A 19100-nucleotide genomic window follows, 5' to 3' on the forward strand; every position below is an offset into this window, starting at 1 on the left:
CCACCCAGGGTGGGTTACTCCACCGGCAGAAGGCTGAAGCCAGTCTCCTGTTCGCTCAGCTCGACCGCGCCGTGGACGCACCGCGCCCGCACCCGCTCGCGATGCTGCCCCTGGCCTGTTACGGGGCCGTGCGTGTCTGCCGGCCCGGCGTCCGGTTGAAGGCGCGGCCTCGCTAGCATCACGGGCATGCCCATCCGTTCGGCCCGGCGCCCGCAGCCGGCACTCGCCACCCTGCTGGCCGGTGTGCTGCTGCTGTGCGCGTGCCTGATGTCGGGGCCCGGCCATGCGGACACGATGCGCATGCCCCCCGTGATGGGCGGCATGGCCATCGGTTTGGGCACGCCCGCCATGGCGGACGGAGCGGCCGCTTCCCATGGACCGGCTGTAGCAGATCAAGGTGGTGACGGCTGCCCGGCGATGGCCATGGAGTGCCCGCTGGCCTCCGCACAGCCCCCGGCTCCCGTCAGGTTCACCGCGCCCGGCCCCGCCGTCCTGGCAGAGGCTCCCGTCCTCGCCGCCCGGTCGGCGCGCCCGCTGGGAGTCTCCTGTGGCTGGCCTCGGGCTCCCGATCCCGTCTCGCTCCTCTGCGTCAGCCGGACCTGAGCAGTCCCGGCTCCCGCCCCCAGCCCTTCACGGGCCCTTCGGGCCGGCGGGTGCCTTGCCGTGTCCTTGCTCCGGCTTCCCCCTTTCTCAGAGGAGACCTCTTCCTCCATGGCTTCCACCAGCACCCTCTTCCTCACCGGTGTGACCACCGGCCTCTTCGCCGGCGGCGCCTCCTGCGCCGCCGTCCAGGGCGGCCTGCTCGCCGGCGCCGTCGGCCGCCGCGCCACCGCCTGGTCGGCCGAAGCGTGGGAGCGCAGCGGGCTGCTCACGCCCGTCGCCGCATTCCTCGGCGCCAAGCTCGCCTCCCACGCCCTCCTCGGTGCCGTCCTCGGGCTCGTCGGCGCCGCCGTCCAGCCCGGCCCGCAGGCGCGTGCGGCCCTGCTCGTGGCCAGCGCCGTCCTGATGGCGGTGTTCGCCCTCGACATGCTCGGCGTGCGGGCCGTGCGGCACCTGGTGCCGCGGCTGCCTGCCTCCTGGGGCCGGCGGGTGCGCCGCTCGGCGAAGTCCACCGCGGTCACCACCCCGGCCGTCCTCGGCTTCCTGACGGTCCTGATCCCCTGCGGGGTGACGATGAGCGTGGAGCTGATCGCCGTCACCTCCGGCTCCCCGTACACGGGGGCGGCGGTCATGGCCGGCTTCGTCCTCGGCACGGGGCCGCTCTTCGCCGTCCTCGGATTCCTCCTGCGCTCGGCCGCCAAGCTGTGGCAGGGCCGCCTCACGGCGGTCACCGGCGTCATCGTCCTGCTCGTCGCCGTGTGGACCCTGGGATCCGGACTGCGCCTGGGCGGCTGGTGGCCCACCCCCGCTCCTTCGGCGGTCGCGGCCGGCGTTCCCGCCCAGACGGTACGGACCGATGCCGACGGCACCCAGACGATCACCCTGCAGGTCCGCACGAACTCCTACACACCCAGCGCCGTCACCGCCCGGGCCGGGGTACCCACCAAGCTCGTCGTCGCGACCCACGGCACGAACGGCTGCGTCCGCTCCTTCGTCGTCCCCGACCGCGGCGTCCAAGAGGTCCTGCCCGTCACCGGCGAGAAGGCCATCGACCTCGGCACACCCAAGGTCGGCACCCTCTCCTTCACCTGCGGCATGGGCATGTACGGCGGCCAGATCACCTTCAACGACCCCGGCCAGAACCCGGAGACCGCCAAGTGAGCACCACCCGCATGACCTTCGCCGTCACCGGCACGCACTGCAACAGCTGCGGCCTCCTCATCGACGACGAAATCGAAGAACTCCCCGGCGTCACCACCAGCTTCACGGACGTACGCACTGAACGCACCGTCGTCGAGTGCGTCAACCCCGTGGACCCGGAACTGATCATCGCCGCCATCGCCGAAGCCGGATACCAGGGCCGCCACCTCGACTGAAGCGGGGGCCGCCGCCCGCATCCGCGCACCCGGGCGGCGCCCCCTGTCCGGCGCGGCCCCGATCCACGGGAGAGGGATCTGCCCGAGTAGGCCGGTGCAGTGCTTCAGCGGATCTGCGGGCTGCGGCGTTCCAGCAGTACGACGTCACGCCACACCCCGAGGTGTCGGCCGATGCGCTCACGGGTTCCGATCACCCGGAAACCCGCCCGCTTGTGGACGGCGAGGCTGGCGGTGTTCTCGGGGAAGATCCCGGACTGGATCGTCCAGATCCCGGCGGCCTCGGTCGACTCGACCAGCGCCGCGAGGAAGCGGCGAGCGGCGCCGCGGGCGCCGGGGTCCGGTGCGCGGACAGCTTCCCGGCGTCGAAGACGTCCCAGGCTGGTGCCTGGGTCTCGAAGGTGGCGTTGCCCTCCTCGATTCCGGCCTGGTAGATCGCCAGTACCTGCTGGGCGTGCCCGGCCGTCATCGCCGCGATGCGGATCTCAGCAGTCACCGGCGGGTGCCTCCTCGCCGAGGATCGCGGACACGGCGCGGGGGAAGACGCTCTGGCAGGTGCGGTTGACCGTGTAGAGGGTGGAAGTGCTCTGGCGTTCGGCCAGGACGAACCGCACCTCGGCCAGGATCTTGAGGTGGTGGGAGACCGTCGACTGGCCGACCTCGGCCCGCTCCACGATCTCGCCCACGCTCATCGCCCGGCCCTCGCCGGCCAGCAGGTGCAGCAGGCGCACGCGGGTGGGGTCGGCCAGGGCCTTGAACCAGCCCGCATACACGCGGGCGTCATCTTCACTGAGCACGAACAGGACCTCCTTCATCGTTAATCGACGATAATCGATGAACGATGAAGGAGGCTACCGATCGACCCGACCGGGAGGAGCCCTACGCCGCCTTCGCGGCGCCGGACAGCAGTGCGCCCATGGCGGCGAGGACGGAGGGCTCGACCCGGTAGTACACCCACGTGCCCCGGCGCTCGGAGGACAGGAGGCCGGCCTCCTTCAGCTTCTTCAGGTGGTGGGAGACCGTCGGCTGGGACACCCCGACGTCGGAGATGTCGCACACGCACGCCTCTCCGCCCTCATGCGAGGCGACGGCGGAGAACAGGCGCAGGCGGACGGGGTCGCCGAGCGCCTTGAACATCTTCGCGGCGGTCTCGGCCTCGTCGGCGGACATGGGGCGCTCGGTCAGCGGCGGGCAGCACACAACGACATCGGGCTCCAGGAGCGGCAGAACCTTCGCATTCGACATACGTCTATTTTGACATATGTCGAACCAAGGCGGCAGGGGGGTCACGTCCGGGCCGAGTGTGCGGCGAGGCGTCGGGCGGCCCGGCCCGTACCCCGGCCCACGCCGCGCAGGCTGTTCGAGGACAGGCTGCGCTGCCACTCCAGCCCAACGAACGCGAGACCCGGGTGAGCGTGGGAGGCGCCGCCGCGGTGCCGGGGTCGCCCGGCTGTATCCAGTGCGCCGTCCAGGCCGGTGAGGTAGGGAAGGTGGGGCCGGTGGCCGGTCGCCGGGATCACCGCGTCCACTCGCTCCATCGCCCCGTCCGCCCAAGTGACCGTGTCGCCGTCCAGGGCGGTGAATATCGGCCGGCGGTCGGGCAGGCCCGCGGCGAGCGTGGTGCGGTAGCGGCCGCCGTCCAGGACGGGCTGGGCGGGCGGGGTGCGCAGCAGCCGGCCGCGCGGGGCCGGGCCCGGGTCGCGAGCGTGGTCCGGCTGGTACGGGCGAGCTCGGAGGCGGCCTGCACCGCGGAGTCGCCCGCGCCCACCACCACGACCCGCCGCCCGGCGAACGCCTCGGGACTGCGGCACTCGGCCACGTGTAGAAGGCGGCCGGTGAAGTGAAACCGGTCTACACCGCTCCGACCGAGGACGCTGCCACCAGTCGATTCCTGCGAATTCTGCGAGGAATGGGGGCAGAAGTATCCGGCGATCGTCCGGCTGTGGGAGAACGCGTGGGCCGAGTTCCTTCCGTTCCTGCAGTTCGACGCCGAGATCCGCCGAATCGTCTGCACCACGAACGCGATCGAGTCCGTGAACGCCCGCATCCGCCGGGCGGTCAGGGCCCGTGGCCACTTCCCCTCGGAGAACGCGGCCATGAAGTGGGTCTACCTCGCGGTGCTGTCCCTGGACCCGACCGGCGCCGGCCGCAAACGCTGGACCACCCGCTGGAAGCGAGCCCTCCCGGCCTTCGACATCGCCTTCGACGGACGCCTCACCAGCAACCACATCTGACCTACAAACCAACCGGCCGTCCGCTGATGCCTTGCCCGTGTTGCGCCGCTCCGTGGTCCGGCGGCTTGCCCGGTCCCGACTGGATTTCGGCCCCGCCAGCACAGCCGGCCGTCCTCGTCGGTCCAGTACTGCTGGACCCAGACCTGCCGCAGCAGCTCAACAGCGGGCAGTGCCCGGAGCCCGGGTGGGGCACCGGCGTCATGAACAGCTCGCAGGATGTTCATGTCGTCCTGGCCGACCCGCAAGACGTATGCGATCAGGGCATCGCCTTCCCACGGAGGCCGCTCATAACGGGCTGGGCGGCCATAGCGGTCACCCCAGGCCGCCGTGGCGAGCCCGGCCAGCCACTCCTCACCATGGGCCACCAGCTGTTCCAGAGCCATCCGTAGTGTCTCGCCGACCAGTTCACCCCGGTTGAGCCGGCGGACGGCCGCCAGCACGTGGGTCGAATCGGTCCGGACCCGACCACTGCGTTCGACCAGACCCGCGGCCACGAGACGTTCGACCAACACCGCCAGCAGCCGGTCAGCGCGATCTCCTTCGGCCAGCCGGTCACGGAACTCGCTCAGCACGGAAAGTCGAAGCCGTCCGTTCGCCGGACACCGAGCGGCGACGTCCTCGTCGACGAACAACTCGTCCAGGCGATCACGAATCCACAGCGCCGCAGTGCCCCGCGAGTTGCCGCCCGACAAGAGCAGCACAACGACCGCCCTCACGAACAGCATGTCGAGTGCGGTTCACCCCGCCGAGCGAAGATCATCAACGGCATCCAGAAGTCGTGCCAGAGTCAAGCCATCGCGTCAGCTCACCGCGCGGTGCCACAAGATCCATTGCCCGACGAACTGCAGTCGTCCCTTCCGGGCCTTCTCTTCCGGCCTGCGCGCCCCGCGTGGCGCCCGGTATCAGGGACGGCCAGTCCAGTGTGCGAGACGCCGTTGACCCGCGCCCGGCCGGATGGCTAGGTTTCGCCGCATGTTGCGTTCAGTCATGCTCACCACGCGCGGTCACGTCGACCTGCTGCGGGTGGCTTCCGCCGCCTGTTGCCGCGGCTGCTGACGCCCTCTTCCTGACGCCCCTCCGTCTCTGACGCGTCACGAGCGCTCCGCGCTCTCCCCCGGCATGCCCGCGCGCGCCTGAACCGCCCTGAAGATCCTCCCTGCCCCCTCCACGCCGGGGCGAGGTCTGCCAGGGCGGTGCGTGCCCCTGCCTCCCCACCTTGTCTTCGTGGAGCCTCCATGACCATCGGCCACGCGCCACCGGAAATATCCGCCACACCGGCATCCGACCCTTCACCCCCGGACTCCCCCGCACTGGTGGCGGTCAAGCCGTCCTCCGCCCGGCGGCGTACCGTACCCCGCTGGATCCGCAGGACGACCGGGCCCCTGCTGCTGGTCGCGCTGTGGCAGCTGGCCAGCACCCTCGGGTGGCTGCCGGCCGACGCCCTCGCGCCACCGTCGACCATCGCCTCCACGGGGGCGGACCTGATCGGCGACGGGACGCTTCCCGGGGCGATGGCCGTGTCCTTGCAACGCGTCTCGATCGGGCTGGTCATAGGCGGCACGGCAGGGACGGTCCTCGCGCTGTTGTCCGGACTGTCCCGGCTCGGCGAGGACCTCATCGACGCGAGCGTGCAGATGCTGCGCACGGTGCCGTGGGTCGGCCTGATTCCCCTGTTCATCATCTGGATGGGCATCGGGGAGGCCCCCAAGGTCGCGCTGATCGCCCTCGGCACGGCCTTCCACCTGTACCTCAACGTGTACGCGGGGATCCGCGGGGTGGACGAGCAGCTGATCGAGGCGGGCCAGGTACTGGGCCTCAGCCGTTGGGGTCTGGTGCGGCACGTGGTGCTGCCGGGGGCGCTTCCGGGCTTCATGACCGGGTTGCGCTACTCCCTCGCGACCGCGTGGCTGGCGCTGGTGTTCGGGGAGTCCATCAACGCCGACGCCGGTATCGGCTTCCTCATGAACCAGGCGCGGGAGTTCTTCCGCACCGATGTGATCGTCGTGTGCCTCGTCGTCTACGCCTTCCTCGGCCTGGCCGCCGACCTCGTCGTCCGCACTCTCGAAAGGCTGCTGCTGCAATGGCGACCGACGTTCACGGGGCAGTAGCCGCCACTTCCTCCGCGGCCACGGACGCCGGCACCGCCGTCCGGGTCACCGCTCTGACCCGCTCCTTCGACGGGCGGGCCGTCATCGACGGGCTCGATCTGACCCTGCGGACCGGCGAGTTCACCGTGCTCCTCGGGCGCAGCGGCTGCGGCAAGTCCACCCTGCTGCGCGTACTCGCCGGCCTGGACCGGGAGATCGAGGGCGATGTCCTCGTACCGGAGCGGCGGGCCGTGGCCTTCCAGGCGCCCCGGCTGATGCCCTGGAAGCGCGTCTGGCGCAACGTTCTGCTCGGCCTGCCCGGCAAGCCGGGACGCGAACGCGCCGAGCTGGCCCTGGCCGAGGTCGGGCTGGAGCACCGTACGGACGCCTGGCCCAAGACCTTGTCCGGTGGTGAGGCCCAGCGGGCGTCCCTGGCCCGGGCGCTGGTGCGCGAACCCGATCTGCTGCTGCTGGACGAGCCGTTCGGCGCCCTCGACGCCCTCACCCGGATCAAGGCCCAGCAGCTGGTGGCCCGGCTGTGGCAGCGGCGCGGCTGCGCGGTGCTGCTGGTCACGCACGACGTGGACGAGGCCGTGCTGCTGGCCGACCGCGTGCTGGTGATGGACGGGGGACGGATCGCCTACGACACGCAGGTCCCGCTGGAGCGGCCGCGCGAGGTCGGTGACCCGGGCTTCGCGGCGTTGCGCGCCCGGCTGCTCACCGAACTCGGCGTCGTCTGAGTCCTGTTGGCTCAAGGGCCCGCGCCCGTAGGGCTGTGGCCCGAAGACCCCGTCCCCACCCAGAAGATCTTTCACCCGTCAAGAGAACGAAGAGAAGCGACATGACACGCCATTCCCTGCCCGTGCTCGCCGCCCTGGTCCCGCTGTCCCTGGTCCTGACCGCCTGCGGCGGGAACTCCGCGACTGACAGCGGCCCGACCGCCGCTGGGGACGCCAAGAGCACCACGAAGGTCACGCTCAGCGTCGGGGACCAGAAGGGCGGATCCGAGTCGCTGCTGAAAGCCGCCGGCGAGCTGGAGAACCTCGACTACACCATCAAGTGGTCCACCTTCACCTCCGGTCCGCCGCTGCTGGAAGCCGTCAACGCCAAGGCCGTGGACATCGGCGGCGTGGGCAACACCCCGCCGGTGTTCGCCGCGGCCGCCAAGTCGAAGATCGCCGTCGTGGCGGCCACGCACGGCTCCTCCTCGGGTGAGGCGCTCCTCGTACCGAAGGGCTCCACGCTCCAGTCCGCCGCCGAGCTGCGCGGCAAGAAGATCGCTGTGGCGCAGGGCAGTTCCGCCCACTTCCAGCTCATCGCGAGCCTGGAGCAGGCCGGCCTGAAGCCCACGGATGTGACGATCAACTTCCTCCAGCCCGCCGACGCGCTGGCCGCCTTCAACAGTGGCAGTGTCGACGCCTGGGCGGTCTGGGACCCGTACACCTCCCAGGTGCTGCGGACCGGCGCCCGCGTCCTCACCTCGGGCGAGGGTGTCGTCAACGGCCTCGGATTCCAGGTCGCGGCGCCCTCCGCCCTGGAGGACCAGGCCAAGTCCAAGGCCATCGGCGACTACCTGGCACGCGTCCGGCGCGCCCAGGACTGGGTGTTCAAGCACCCGGAGGAGTGGGCGAAGGTCTGGTCGAAGGAGACCGGCCTCCCGTACGAGGTGGCCTTCGACGCGGTCAAGCGCAGCAACGGCACCCGCGTGCCGGTCGCCGTGGACGACGCGGCGGTCGCCTCCGAGCAGAAGATCGCCGACACCTTCACCGAGTTGAAGCTGATCCCGGGCAAGGTCGTCTTCAAGGACGTCGTCGACACCCGCTTCAACGGCGACCTGCCGCCCTCCACCACCGCCCCGCGCACCTACGGGAAGGACTCCTGATGACGGTCCGTCTGCACTGGTTCCTGCCCACGGGCGGCGACGGCCGCACCCTGGTGGACCGGCACGCCTACGCGCACAACACCGCGGCGCCCGGGCTTCGCGAGCCGGACATCGAGTACCTCGCGCAGATCGCGAAGGCCGCCGAACGGCTCGGCTTCGAGGCGGTGCTGACCCCGACGGGGACCTGGTGCGAGGACGCCTGGCTGACCACCGTGGCGCTCGCGCAGCACACCGAGCGGCTGAAGTTCCTGGTGGCGTTCCGGCCCGGGCTCATCTCGCCGACGCTGGCGGCCCAGATGGCCTCGACCTACCAGCGCATCACCCGCGGCCGGCTTCTGCTCAACGTGGTGACGGGCGGCGACTCTGCGGAGCAGCGGCGCTTCGGGGACCACCTCGACCACGACCGCCGCTACGAGCGCACCGCCGAGTTCCTGTCGGTCGTACGGGGGGCCTGGCGCGGGGAGCCGTTCGACTTCCACGGCGAGCACTACCGGATCGACGGGGGGCTGACCGCACTGCCGCCCGATCCGCTGCCGGAGATCTTCTTCGGCGGGTCCTCGGCAGCAGCGGGCCCGGTCGCCGCCGAGCACGCCGACGTTTACCTGACCTGGGGCGAGCCGCCTCAGCAGGTGAAGCAGAAGATCGACTGGATCCGCTCGCTGGCCGAGGAGCGGGGGCGGACGGTCCGCTTCGGCATCCGGCTGCACACCATCTCGCGCGACTCGGCGAAGGAGGCCTGGGGCGCGGCGGACCGGCTGCTCGGGGACCTGTCGGACGCGGACATCACGAGGGCGCAGACGTTGCTGGGCTCCAGCGAGTCGGTGGGGCAGCAGCGGATGCTGGCCCTGCACGGCGGCTCGCGGGACGGCCTGGAGATCTCCCCGAACCTGTGGGCCGGGGTCGGGCTGGTCCGCGGCGGCGCGGGTACGGCCCTGGTCGGCAGCCACGCGGACGTGGCCGACCGGATCGATGAGTACCACGCGCTCGGGATCGAGAACTTCGTCCTTTCGGGCTATCCGCATCTGGAGGAGGCGTACTGGTTCGGCGAAGGGGTGACCCCGGAACTGGCGGCGCGCGGACTGCTCGGGTCCTGAGCCGCCGGGCACGCCGGCCTCTCCGGCGTGCCGGCCTCTCCCGGCCGCCGGCCCTGCGCGCCGTCGTGGAGGAGAAGCCGGCGCTGAGCCGATCGCCGCAGCAGCTGGCGGCCGGCTGCGGCGCCGGTTCCGCGAGGAGGCCGAGGTGCGGGTCACGAGGCGATCCATCTGGCGCTTCGCGACCCGCGCCGACGCCTCGACCATCGACCGGCCGCTGACTCGAAGGCTGCGGACCGCCCGTCCGATCCACCAGCCGACGGGCACCCGGCGTCCATCTGGCCGGGTGCGGCAGTTCCGGGTGAGGGCCGCCGCCACCCAGGGCGGCCTGGCAGCCTCCAGACTGCCGAGGCGTGCGATGCGCGGCTGTGTGCCCGCAGCCGCCCCATCCTGGACGGGCTGGGCATCACCGACGCCCCGGCCACCGGCACCGCCGTCAACGTCACCGTGGCAGTAAGCGTCCGGGTCCTTGCACATCGGCCCGACGACGACAGGGACGACTTTGACCACGTCATCGAGGCCGGCCCCCACCTGGCTCCGGGACGCCTCGTCGTGAGGGGCTGCAGCGACTGCCTCCCCGACGCAGCACGATGCCACGTGCCTCCGACTGGATTCGGGTCCGAGCTTCCCGACGGAACCTCCCTGCTGCCGTCGATGCGGACATCGACTGTCCCTTGATGCACGCTCTGACGGTCGCCTCGTGACCCCGGCCGAAGCCGCTCAGCGTCGCCTCAGCCCCCCGGGCGCCCTCGCGGCCAACCGCGCCTGACGCGGGCGGCTGCCTGCGGAACCGTCGAGCCGGCCGGAACGTCGGAGCCCTGTCTCCGGTGACAGGAGTGGTCGGTGTGTGGTGTGCGAGAGCGTGGGGTTGTCTCGGTCTGCCGCTGGTCGTACTGGTGGGTGCAGCGACTGCCTGCGGGGGCAGCGGTGGTGTTCAGGGGGGTGCCGGGGCGCAGGGCCCGTCGCTGCTCGTGTCCACCGGGCGTGCGGCCGGCTCGGGCTCGCCCGACGCCCGGGAATCTCCGTCGGGTGCATAGTCGGTGCTCACCCCTGCCAGTTCGGCGACCTCCTCCCGGCGCAGCCCCGCCGTTCGCCGGGGCTGCCGACGCGACGGCAGGCCCAGCCGGTCGGGGTCGAGGCCTTCGCGCCTGCTCCGCAGGAAGGCGGCCAGCTCCTGGGTGGCGTCCATGGTTCGCATCGTCATGACCGGTCCAACCGTCAGGGTAGGACCGGTCTTCCCAGGAAGGGCCGTCCCTTACCCCCGCGGCCGCCGCCGCCGCAGACTCGGTCCCGGCAAGAGACCACGAGCACAGGAGGACCTGATGGCACTGGCCCTTGACGAATACCGGCTGCTGGGCCGCTCGGGACTGCGGATCTCACCGCTGGCCCTGGGTACCGCGACCTTCGGGACCGAGTGGGGCTGGGGTGCCGAGCGGGCCGAGGCCCGCAAGCTGTTCGACCACTATGTCGGGCTCGGCGGCAACCTCCTCGACACCGCCGACACCTACACCGACGGCAGCTCCGAGCGCCTGTTGGGCGAGTTCGCCCGCGAGGAGCGCGAACGCCTGGTGCTGGCGACCAAGTACTCCACGCTGCGCCGCCCCGGCGACCCCAACTCCGGGGGCGGTCACCGCAAGGCCCTGTTCGGCTCGGTGGAGCAAAGCCTGCGGCGGCTGGCCACCGACTACATCGACCTGCTGTACCTGCACGTCTGGGACTTCCGCACGCCCGTCGAGGAGATCCTGCGCGGCCTGGACGACCTGGTCCGGCAGGGCAAGGTGCTGTACGTGGCGATCTCCAACACCCCGGCCTGGCAGGTGTCCCGGATGCAGGCGATCGCGGACCTGCGCGGCTGGTCGCCGCTGGTAGCGCTGCAGCTCGAGTACAGCCTGATCGAACGCACCGCGGAGCGCGACCTGATCCCGATGGCACGGGAACTGGGCCTGGGCGTGGTCCCGTACTCACCGCTGGGCGGCGGGGTGCTCAGCGGCAAGTACGGCCGAGGCGACCTGGCTGGGACGAGCCCCGGCAACGACGACAGCACCCGCAGGAACCACAATCTCGCCTTGGGCACCCTCACCGAACGCAACCTGGCCATGGCCGGCGTCGCCCGGGAGGTCGCCGCAGACCTGCGTCGCACCCCGGCCCAGGTCGCGCTGGCCTGGACCCTGCGGAACCCGGGCGTGGCAACCACCCTGATCGGGGCGCGCACTCCTGCCCAGCTGGAGGAAAACCTGGGCGCCCTCGAGATCGAGTTCACGGCCGCCCAGATGGCCCGTCTGGACGCGGCGAGCGCGATCCAGCTCGGTCAGCCACACGACCTGCTGGCGAGCGACCCCATCCGCCAGGTGACCACGGGCGGCCTGCGGATCGAGACCCGCCGCTGATGGCCGGCCGTCCACAGCGAGAGCCAGGGTCTGGCGCCTTGATCGGTTCACTGTCCGGGCGGACCGTGTTCGGACCGCTTCAGCCATCGGACTCCGTCGAACCCATTGACGTCTACCGTTCTCACGCCCCAGGTCGAAGGTGCGCCTCGCCGGCGTCGGCCGAACTGGTCGCAACACTCGTGACCTGGTATCAACTCCCAGCGTGTCACGGCGCAGCCAGGCGCCTCATCCGGGACTGGTGACAACACGCTTGCCTTCGTGCTTCGGCTCAGGAGTTGTACCGAAGTACGAAAGCTGTCCACACGATCGGTACTGACCTGCGGTCTTGTAGGGATGAAGCACTGCCGGTGTCACCGGCTCAGCAAGCTGCTTGTCACCGCTGTTGGCGCAGCAGGGTTGCCGTCACCGGGTTCCGCTGCCCTCCGAGCTGCTCACCGGCAAGAACTCTGCCGTCCGCACCGCGCCAGTGGGACCGATCGCCGACTGTGACGGATCGCCGGAGTCGGCCGGTTGCGTGTCCCCGTGTGCCAGTGGTTTGGCGTCTCGGTATCGGTGAGCTCCCCCGTTAGGGTCGGCCTGAGGAGATCGCAGATCTGGGGGATTGTTCATGACGGCAGCGGACGCACCGCCCATTGTCTTCGTACACGGGACGCGGTTCAGCGCGGGGCAGTGGAGCTCGCAGCTCGCCGCGCTGCGTGAGGAATTTCCGGTGGCAGCCGTTGACCTCCCGGGCCACGGTGGCCGCTCTGATCAACCCTGGAGCCTGAACGCGGCAACGGAAGTTATCGGTGCCGCAGTGGAGTCACTCGGCAGCGGTCCCGCTCTGGTCGTCGGACACTCATTGGGCGGGTACACCTCGCTGGAGTTCGCCCGATGGCGTCCACGGCAACTGCGCGGCCTCGTTCTCGCGGGGGCCAGTGCCTCGACCCGCGGTGCGTGGGCGGTGCCGTACCGATGGGCCGCGGGGCTCGTGCCACGCGTATCCGCACAGCGGCTGACACGATGGAACGACCGGCTGCTGCGTCGGCTCTACCCGCCCGAGGTGGTGGAGGCGACCATACGATCCGGCTACGCGTTCCACACGCTGCCGGCAGCCTGGGGCGAGGTGCTCGGCCGTTTCGACGCGAGCGCCATGCGGCACGTGGCGGCTCCCGTCTTGATCCTGAACGGCGAGAAGGACACCGTCTTCCGGACCGGCGAGCGCGACTTTGCCCGCGCGCACCCCGACGCCCGAGTCGAACTGATACCTGGGGCCCGGCATCTGGCGAACTTCGACGCGCCGGATGCCTTCAGCGACGCCGTCCGCCGCTTCGCCCGACAGTTGCCCGCCCGCAACTGAGGACGCTGTCGGGCCAAGCACCCGGGCAAGCCAAAGTGACAACCGGCCTGCCTTGGTGACGACTACCGTGCCTCGGCACAGTCGTAGAGGGGGATCCGGGTCACCCCGCCCTGCCGCTTGTAGCCGACCTCCACCGAACCGGCCGGGGACAACCAACCCGAGCCGGCCGGTGATCAGATCGAAGTCCGTACGGCGCACCCCGAGCCGGCGGGCGGCCTGGTCCGGTCCGAGAGGCACCTGCCGGTCCGGGAGGGCGGGCCGGTCCCGGCAGCGCCCGCCGGCAGAGGAGGGGGAGGTGAGCGCCGCACCGGCCGGCGTCCGGGGGCCCGGAGGCTCGGTCAGCGGCGGAAGCTGGAGGGGTCCAGCGAGGCGAGGCGCCTGACGAGGGACGGGACGGGGCGGCCGTGGTCCTCGCGGTGTTCCACCGCCCGCAGGGCGGGGATGACCAGCCTAGCTCCCGGGTAGCGGACCGGTTCCGGGGGGAGCCAGCCGCCCGGCGGGCGGGTGAAGGCGGAGCCGGACCACTCGTCCTTCGTGCCCAGGACGAGCGAGGCCAGCACCTTGGCCATCAGCCGGGACGGGCCCACACCGTCCCCGGAGTAGCCGGTGGCGTAGCAGACCCCGGGGACGGTCTTCAGCCAGCCGGCGAACGGCAGCGAGGTGGTCGAGTACTCGACCGGCGCGGTCCAGGCCATGTCCACCGGGGCGTCGGCGAGTTCCGGGAAGAGCCGACCCAGCTGCGCGTGGAGCTCGGCGGGGCGCAGGGCGTCGCCCCACAGGGTGTCGGGTCCCGCATGGCCGTAGGCCACGCCGGAGCCGCCCTTGCCGAAGACCAGCCTGCCGTCCGGGGTCGTGCGGTAGTAGTTCAGCCGCCGCCGCGCGTCGCAGACCGAGGTCCCGCCGTCCCAGCCGAGCGCCGCGAGCCGCTCCGGGACAGGCCGGGTCAGGACTGTGTCGCTGGCCACGGTCACCATGCGGCGGCCGAGGTCCTCCAGCTGTGCGGCCCAGGCGTTGACGGCCAGGACGACCCGGTCCGCGAACACCCGGCCGTACGGCGTGTGCGCGGTGGTGGCGCCGCCGGGCGCGTTGCGCAGGGCGGTCAGCGGGGTGCGTTCGTGGATGCGGACGCCCTCGTCCAGTGCGACGCGGCGCATCCCACGGGTCAGCTTGGCGGGCTGCAGGGTGGCGCAGCCCGGGTCGATGACGCCGCCGAAGTGGCTGCGGGTGCCGACGGTGCGGCGCGACTCCGCCGCGGAGACCTCGTGCAGCGGCTCGACGCCGGCCCGCCGCAGGTCCTCCAGGGTATGCCGCCAGGCCCCGCGCTGGGCGGGGGCGGAGGCGGCCCACAGCCAGGGGCCGCGCCGGTGCTCGATGTCGATGCCGTGGGATCCGGCGAAGTCGAGGATCTCGTCGACGGCCTGCGCGGAGGCCTCGCCGATGCGGCGTGCCTCCTCGTGGCCGCCGATGGCGACCAGGCTGCTGAACCGTGCCCACATCGGCATCAAATAGCCGGCGTTGGCGCCGCTGGCGCCCGCTCCGCACACGTCGGCCTCGATCAGCACGACGTCCGTGCCGGGGGCCCGCCGCAGGATCTCCAGGGCGGTCCACAGACCGGTGAAGCCGCCGCCCACGACGAGCACGTCGCAGCGCACCTCCTCCACCAGCTGCGGTGCGCGGCCGTCGTCGGGTTCGGCGGCCAGGGCGTCGCGGAGCCAGGCGGTGCGCCGGGCCGGCGGCGGGGTGCCGGGGCGGGGCCAGGTGCCGGTGAGGAGGAGGTCGGGATCGGTCACGGGTACGGCTCTCCACGGTCGGTACAGGTGTACGGGTGTACGGGTGTACGGGTTGGGGGGAAGATGCGCGCGGGGGTCAGTTCTGGCGGGCGCGGGCCGCACTGCCGGTGGGGTCCAGGTGCTCCGCCGCCGTCAACAGGTCGATCCGCGAGCTCACCCCGTAGGCCTTGAACAGCTTGCGCAGGTGGTAGTTGACGGTGTGCGGGGACAGCGCCAGGCGCCGGGCGATCTGCTGGTTGGTGAGGCCCTCGCGCACCAGCCCCACCAGCTCCCGCTGCTGCCGGCTCAGTTCGGGTCCGGCGGGCAACGCCGGCGTGAGCCCCGTCGTGGTCCGTAGGGCCGCGGCCTCCCGCTGCAGGGACACCCGCAGCGACTCGGGCACGGACTCGACGACGAGCCGGCGCAGCAGCGGCCCGGCGAAGACGGCCCGGCCCCCCTCGTGGCGCACGACACCGGTGGCCGCGACCTCCTCCAGGGCCGGGAGCAGGGCCGAGACCGAGGTGCGCAGCAGCAGGGCCACGTCCTCGTAGACGACCTCGCACCCCAGGACGGCCGCGACGCGCAGCAGCTGACGGCACTCGGGGGAGAACCGCTCCAGGGTGGCCCCCGCCCGCAGGGACAGCCGGGCGGGCAGCCGGGTGGTCAGCAGCCGGGCCTCCCCGTCCACGGTCGCGAGGGATCCCTCCTCCCGGAGCCCGGCGAGCAGTTCGAGCAGCAGCCGCGGGTGTCCGCGGGCCTGGTCCAGCAGCCGGACCAGGTCGGGCGACGGTTCGACGCCCAGCAGGTCGCGGGCCAGGTCCAGGGCGTGGGACGGGCTGAGCGGGCCGAGGGACAGCCGCTCGCTGCGCCCCGTGGGCCCGGGCGGCAGGACGGGGCCCGTGCCGGGCCGGTGGGAGACCAGCCAGACGACGGGCCGCTCGTCGCCGCCCGGCTCGCGGGCGTGGGGCCTCGGCGGGGTATCGGGGGCGGGCCGGGCGTCGTCGACGAGGACGAGGACGGGCCTCGTCGCGGCGGGGCAGCGGCCCGGCCGGCCCCGGGCGTGGCCGGCCGCGGCGCCGCGGCGGCGCCCCGGCGGCCGGTCCGTCCACGGGTCGGGGTGGTAGCGGACGTAGCCCAGCCCCTCGGCGAGGGCGGCGGCCTCCCGCAGCAGCCGGGTCTTGCCGATGCCCGGCATCCCCTCGACCGTCAGCAGGGCGCGCCCGGCGCGACGGCCGTACTCCAGGAGCTCGCGGACGGTCCGCATCTCCCGCTCGCGGCCGCGCAGCGGCAGGTCGGTGAGGGTGCCGTTCATATCGAACCGCCGTAGCGGCGCACGCCGACGGTGTGGAAGCGCGCGGTCACGAACCCGGGGTCGCAGTACACCGCGTTCCCCGACGGGTTCATCCCCGTGCCGTGCAGATCGGAGTAGACGGCCGACTGGGAGATGTACCAGTCGCCCATCAGGTTGGCCGAGAGCATCACCCCGGCCTCGGCGCAGGCCCGTTCCATCGCCGCCTCCACCTGCGGCGAGGTGGAGTAGAGGCCGACGGAGAGCGCGCCGCACTCGCGGGTGGTGCGAGCGACGAGCTCCACCCCGGCCGCGGCGGAGTCCACCGCCACCGCGAAGACCACCGGGCCCTGCCACTCGGACAGCAGGACGGCCCGGTCGGCCTCCCGGCCCGCGTCGAGGGTCACCACGGCCGGGGTACGGACGACCGCCTGCGGGTGGCGGGGGTCGCGCACCGCGCGGGAGGGCACGGCCACGGGCCCGGCCGCTCCGGCGGCGACCCGCTCGACCCGGTCCCGGACCGCGGGCCCGAGCAGCGCACCCAGGATCCCGCACGCCCGCGCATCGTCGTCCAGCAGTTCGGCGAGGGCGCCGCCCAGGTCGGCGACGACCTCGGCGAAGGAGCGGTGCCCCTCGTCGGTGCCGATCCCCTCCCGGGGGATCAGCAGGTTCTGCGGGCTGGTGCACAGCTGCCCGCTGTAGAGGGAGACGGAGAAGGCGAGGTTGGCGAGCATGTCGCGGTAGTCGCCCGTCGACTCGACGAGCACGCTGTTGACCGCGGACACGGAGGTGAACACGCGTGCCTGCCGCGCGTTGTCCTCCAGCCAGGTCCCGAAGGCGGTGGTGCCCGCGTAGTCGACGAGGCGCACCTCCGGCCGGACGGCCAGCCGCCGGGCCAGTCCCTCGCCGGTGTGTTCGGCGGCCAGGCAGACCAGGTCGGCTGGGAAACCGGCCTCGGTGAGCACCTCGCGGGCGATGCGGACGGTGAGTGCCAGCGGCAGGACGGCCGCCGGATGCGGTTTGACCAGGACGGGGTTGCCGGTGGCCAGGGAGGCGAAGAGGGCCGGGTAGCCGTTCCAGGCGGGGAAGACGCTGTTGCCGATGACCAGCGAGATGCCGCGGGGCACCGCCGTGAAGGTCTTGGCGATGCTCAGGGTCCGGCCGTCGCCCATCGGCTTGCGCCAGAGCGCGGAGGCGGGCATCCGGGTCTGCTCCTCCAGGGCGCGGGCCACCGCCTCCAGACCGCGGTCCTGGGCGTGCACCGCCCCGGCGTGGAACGCCATCAGGAAGTTGTGGCCGCTGGTGTGCACAGCCGCGTGGGCGAACTCGGAGCTGCGGGCGTTGATGCGGTGCAGGATCTCGGTGCACACCTCCGCCCGGGTCCGGGGGCCGGCGTCGCGCCAGGCCGGCAGGGCGGCCTGCATGGCGGGCAGCAGGACGTCGGGGTCACAGTGGGGGTAGGAGACCTCCAGCAGGCCCCCGTACGGGGAGCGTTCGCCGCCCGTGTCGGGGGCGGGGCCGACTGTACCGTCGCGGCCGGGCTGGCCGAGGGCGAACTCCCGGCCGAGGAGCGCGCGGAACGCGGCCTCGCCGGCCTCCCGCGCGCCCGGGCCGTAGGAGCGCGGGTCCTCCGGGTCCTCGGAGTACGGGGACCAGTGCGCGCGGGTGCGGAGGGTCTGGCGGGCCCGCTCCAGGGTGTCGGCGTGGCGGGGGGCGGGAGGGGCCGGTTCGGCGTGGGTTCCGGGAACGGGCGGCGGCAGGGTGTGCGCCATGGTCCACATCCTTGTCGAACGGGTGGGGGGGGCGGTCCGAGGACGAACCGTGCAAGGTCGAAACTCCTGAAGATCACGGTAAATCGGCACTTTCGGACCCACGTCGGAGTCTGGTCACGGTGGGATTTGACGGGCCCTTCACACGGCCAAGGGCGGAATTGACTCGTCCGGTGTGGGGGTCGGGGCTCTGGCGGAACCTGAACCACAGGCCGGACGAGGCCCTTTGCGCCGCCCGCCGGGGAGGGGAGAACAAAACGTGATGATGGCCATATTGCGCTACAACTCACTGCTATCGGCCGTGCGGTGGCTCGATAGCGTCGCTCGGCCCTCCCCGGCGGGCGTACCGACTGGCGGGTTCTACTCGGTGATCGGCCGCAGGTACCGGTCGAGCGCCGCGTCGGGCAGCACCCGGGCGAGCACGCTCACCCTGCGGGCGTCCGGCCCGACCCGGTAGCGGGTCCGGGGCCGCCGGGCCGTGAGGGCCACCCGTACCGTCCGCGCGAAGTCCTCCGGGCGGGTGGTGCTCTCCCGCGCCTGCTTCTCGTTCTGGTGCAGGAAACGGCCGAAGGGGACCCGGTACAGCTCGGCCACCGCTTCCGGAACTCCGTCCATCGAGGCCCGCGCCACGTCGGAGACCTTGCCCCAGATCGGCGTCATGATGGCCCCCGGCTGCACCAGGGCGACGTCCACCCCCTGCGGGGCCAGCTCGCGGCGCAGGACGTCGGTCAGTGCTTCCTTGGCGAACTGGGCCGCCGCGTACGCCCCGAGGAAGGGGATCGCCACACTGCCCAGGCCCGAGGTCACGTTGACCACCCGGCCGCGGGTGCGCCGCAGCAGCGGCAGGAACGCCTGGGTGACGGCAAGCTGCCCCACCACGTTGGTGTCCAGCTGCGCGCGCAGCCGGTCCGGCGAGACGCACTCCAGCGGCGCCGACACGCACATCCCGGCGTTGTTCACGAGCCCCCACAGACCCGCCTCGCCGACCTCGGCCGTGACCCGTTCGGCCGCCGCGGCCACCGACTTCTCGTCGGTCACGTCCACCGCCACGGGCACGATCCGGCCCGAGCCGCCGGCGGCCTCGGCGAGAGCGGTCCCGTCAGCCTCCCTGCGGACCCCGGCGAAGACCCGGAAGCCCGCGTCGGCGAGCTGGAGCGCGCAGACCCGGCCCAGGCCGGAGGAGGTCCCGGTGACCAGGACGGACCGGCCGCGCGGGGACAGGGCGGGGCGCTGCGGGACGGACGGCACGAACTTCCTCCTCGGGGAGCCGGCGGAGCCGGG

Annotated in this window: 17 protein-coding genes and 3 pseudogenes; 11 read left to right on the forward strand and 9 right to left on the reverse strand. The window is 72.4% G+C overall.

The features are described 5' to 3' along the window. The first annotated feature begins 186 nt into the window (after positions 1-186). The 3 genes from ACFVXK_RS16660 to ACFVXK_RS16670 all read left to right on the forward strand — a co-directional run bounded on the left by ACFVXK_RS16660 (position 187) and on the right by ACFVXK_RS16670 (position 1976). Entirely contained in the window at positions 187-603 is a 417-nt protein-coding gene (locus tag ACFVXK_RS16660; RefSeq protein WP_389612282.1) for a hypothetical protein, read from the forward strand. Between the two features lie 108 nt (positions 604-711). Then, on the forward strand, positions 712-1761 hold the full coding sequence (locus tag ACFVXK_RS16665) for a sulfite exporter TauE/SafE family protein (protein ID WP_389612284.1): 1050 nt from the start codon (positions 712-714) through the stop codon (positions 1759-1761). After that, positions 1758-1976, forward strand: a complete 219-nt coding sequence (locus ACFVXK_RS16670; RefSeq protein WP_389612286.1) for a heavy-metal-associated domain-containing protein — start codon at positions 1758-1760, stop codon at positions 1974-1976. The genes ACFVXK_RS16665 and ACFVXK_RS16670 overlap by 4 nt, the downstream gene beginning before the upstream one ends. Before the next feature lie 104 nt (positions 1977-2080). Here the strand turns inward: ACFVXK_RS16670 and ACFVXK_RS16675 are convergent. From ACFVXK_RS16675 to ACFVXK_RS16690, 4 genes and pseudogenes are all read right to left on the reverse strand, one after another. Then, positions 2081-2442: pseudogene (locus tag ACFVXK_RS16675) on the reverse strand (GNAT family N-acetyltransferase). A 16-nt stretch (positions 2443-2458) separates the two neighbouring features. Then, positions 2459-2770, reverse strand: a complete 312-nt coding sequence (locus tag ACFVXK_RS16680; RefSeq protein WP_389612288.1) for an ArsR/SmtB family transcription factor — start codon at positions 2768-2770, stop codon at positions 2459-2461. An 82-nt stretch (positions 2771-2852) separates the two neighbouring features. Further along, positions 2853-3218, reverse strand: coding sequence for an ArsR/SmtB family transcription factor (locus ACFVXK_RS16685; protein WP_389612290.1), 366 nt, complete (start codon positions 3216-3218; stop codon positions 2853-2855). 271 nt (positions 3219-3489) lie between these two features. Further along, positions 3490-3792, reverse strand: a complete 303-nt coding sequence (locus ACFVXK_RS16690; RefSeq protein ID WP_389612292.1) for a hypothetical protein — start codon at positions 3790-3792, stop codon at positions 3490-3492. An 18-nt stretch (positions 3793-3810) separates the two neighbouring features. Between ACFVXK_RS16690 and ACFVXK_RS16695 the strand changes: the two are divergent. From ACFVXK_RS16695 to ACFVXK_RS16720, 6 genes and pseudogenes are all read left to right on the forward strand, one after another. Then, positions 3811-4207: pseudogene (locus tag ACFVXK_RS16695) on the forward strand (transposase); the annotation flags it as partial. Between the two features lie 972 nt (positions 4208-5179). Then, positions 5180-5263, forward strand: a complete 84-nt coding sequence (locus ACFVXK_RS16700; protein ID WP_389612320.1) for a putative leader peptide — start codon at positions 5180-5182, stop codon at positions 5261-5263. Between the two features lie 179 nt (positions 5264-5442). Then, complete coding sequence (locus ACFVXK_RS16705) at positions 5443-6315, forward strand: ABC transporter permease (protein WP_389612294.1); 873 nt, start codon at positions 5443-5445, stop codon at positions 6313-6315. Then, positions 6288-7034 (forward strand): ABC transporter ATP-binding protein, encoded by a 747-nt coding sequence (locus ACFVXK_RS16710; RefSeq protein ID WP_389612296.1) that lies wholly within the window; start codon positions 6288-6290, stop codon positions 7032-7034. Before ACFVXK_RS16705 ends, ACFVXK_RS16710 begins: the two co-directional genes overlap by 28 nt. 101 nt (positions 7035-7135) lie before the next feature. Next, a complete protein-coding gene (locus ACFVXK_RS16715) occupies positions 7136-8176 on the forward strand; it encodes an ABC transporter substrate-binding protein (RefSeq protein WP_389612298.1) in 1041 nt (346 codons plus the stop codon). After that, positions 8176-9385: pseudogene (locus tag ACFVXK_RS16720) on the forward strand (LLM class flavin-dependent oxidoreductase); the annotation flags it as partial. The gene ACFVXK_RS16715 and the pseudogene ACFVXK_RS16720, both read left to right, overlap by 1 nt. Before the next feature lie 816 nt (positions 9386-10201). Here ACFVXK_RS16720 and ACFVXK_RS16725 read toward each other — a convergent pair. After that, on the reverse strand, positions 10202-10471 hold the full coding sequence (locus tag ACFVXK_RS16725; protein WP_389612300.1) for a hypothetical protein: 270 nt from the start codon (positions 10469-10471) through the stop codon (positions 10202-10204). A 118-nt stretch (positions 10472-10589) separates the two neighbouring features. Between ACFVXK_RS16725 and ACFVXK_RS16730 the strand changes: the two genes are divergently transcribed. After that, positions 10590-11654, forward strand: a complete 1065-nt coding sequence (locus tag ACFVXK_RS16730; RefSeq protein WP_389612301.1) for an aldo/keto reductase — start codon at positions 10590-10592, stop codon at positions 11652-11654. A 607-nt stretch (positions 11655-12261) separates the two neighbouring features. Further along, positions 12262-12993, forward strand: a complete 732-nt coding sequence (locus ACFVXK_RS16735; protein WP_389612303.1) for an alpha/beta fold hydrolase — start codon at positions 12262-12264, stop codon at positions 12991-12993. A gap of 338 nt (positions 12994-13331) precedes the next feature. Here the strand turns inward: ACFVXK_RS16735 and ACFVXK_RS16740 are convergent, their stop codons facing one another. The 4 genes from ACFVXK_RS16740 to ACFVXK_RS16755 form a co-directional block, all read right to left on the reverse strand. Then, positions 13332-14783 carry an FAD-dependent oxidoreductase gene (locus tag ACFVXK_RS16740; RefSeq protein WP_389612304.1) on the reverse strand — a complete coding sequence of 484 codons (1452 nt, stop codon included), beginning with the start codon at positions 14781-14783 and terminating at the stop codon, positions 13332-13334. Positions 14784-14859: 76 nt separating this feature from the next. Then, entirely contained in the window at positions 14860-16074 is a 1215-nt protein-coding gene (locus ACFVXK_RS16745) for a LuxR C-terminal-related transcriptional regulator (RefSeq protein ID WP_389612306.1), read from the reverse strand. Further along, positions 16071-17822: a phenylacetic acid degradation protein PaaN gene (gene paaN / locus ACFVXK_RS16750; RefSeq protein WP_389612308.1), complete on the reverse strand. Its 1752-nt coding sequence runs from the start codon at positions 17820-17822 to the stop codon at positions 16071-16073. Before paaN ends, ACFVXK_RS16745 begins: the two co-directional genes overlap by 4 nt. A 357-nt stretch (positions 17823-18179) precedes the next feature. After that, positions 18180-19067: an SDR family NAD(P)-dependent oxidoreductase gene (locus ACFVXK_RS16755; protein WP_389612310.1), complete on the reverse strand. Its 888-nt coding sequence runs from the start codon at positions 19065-19067 to the stop codon at positions 18180-18182. Between the last annotated feature and the right edge of the window lie 33 nt (positions 19068-19100).

The sequence above is a fragment of the Streptomyces sp. NPDC058157 genome (genome assembly GCF_042884105.1).
Classification (GTDB): Bacteria; Actinomycetota; Actinomycetes; order Streptomycetales; family Streptomycetaceae; genus Streptomyces.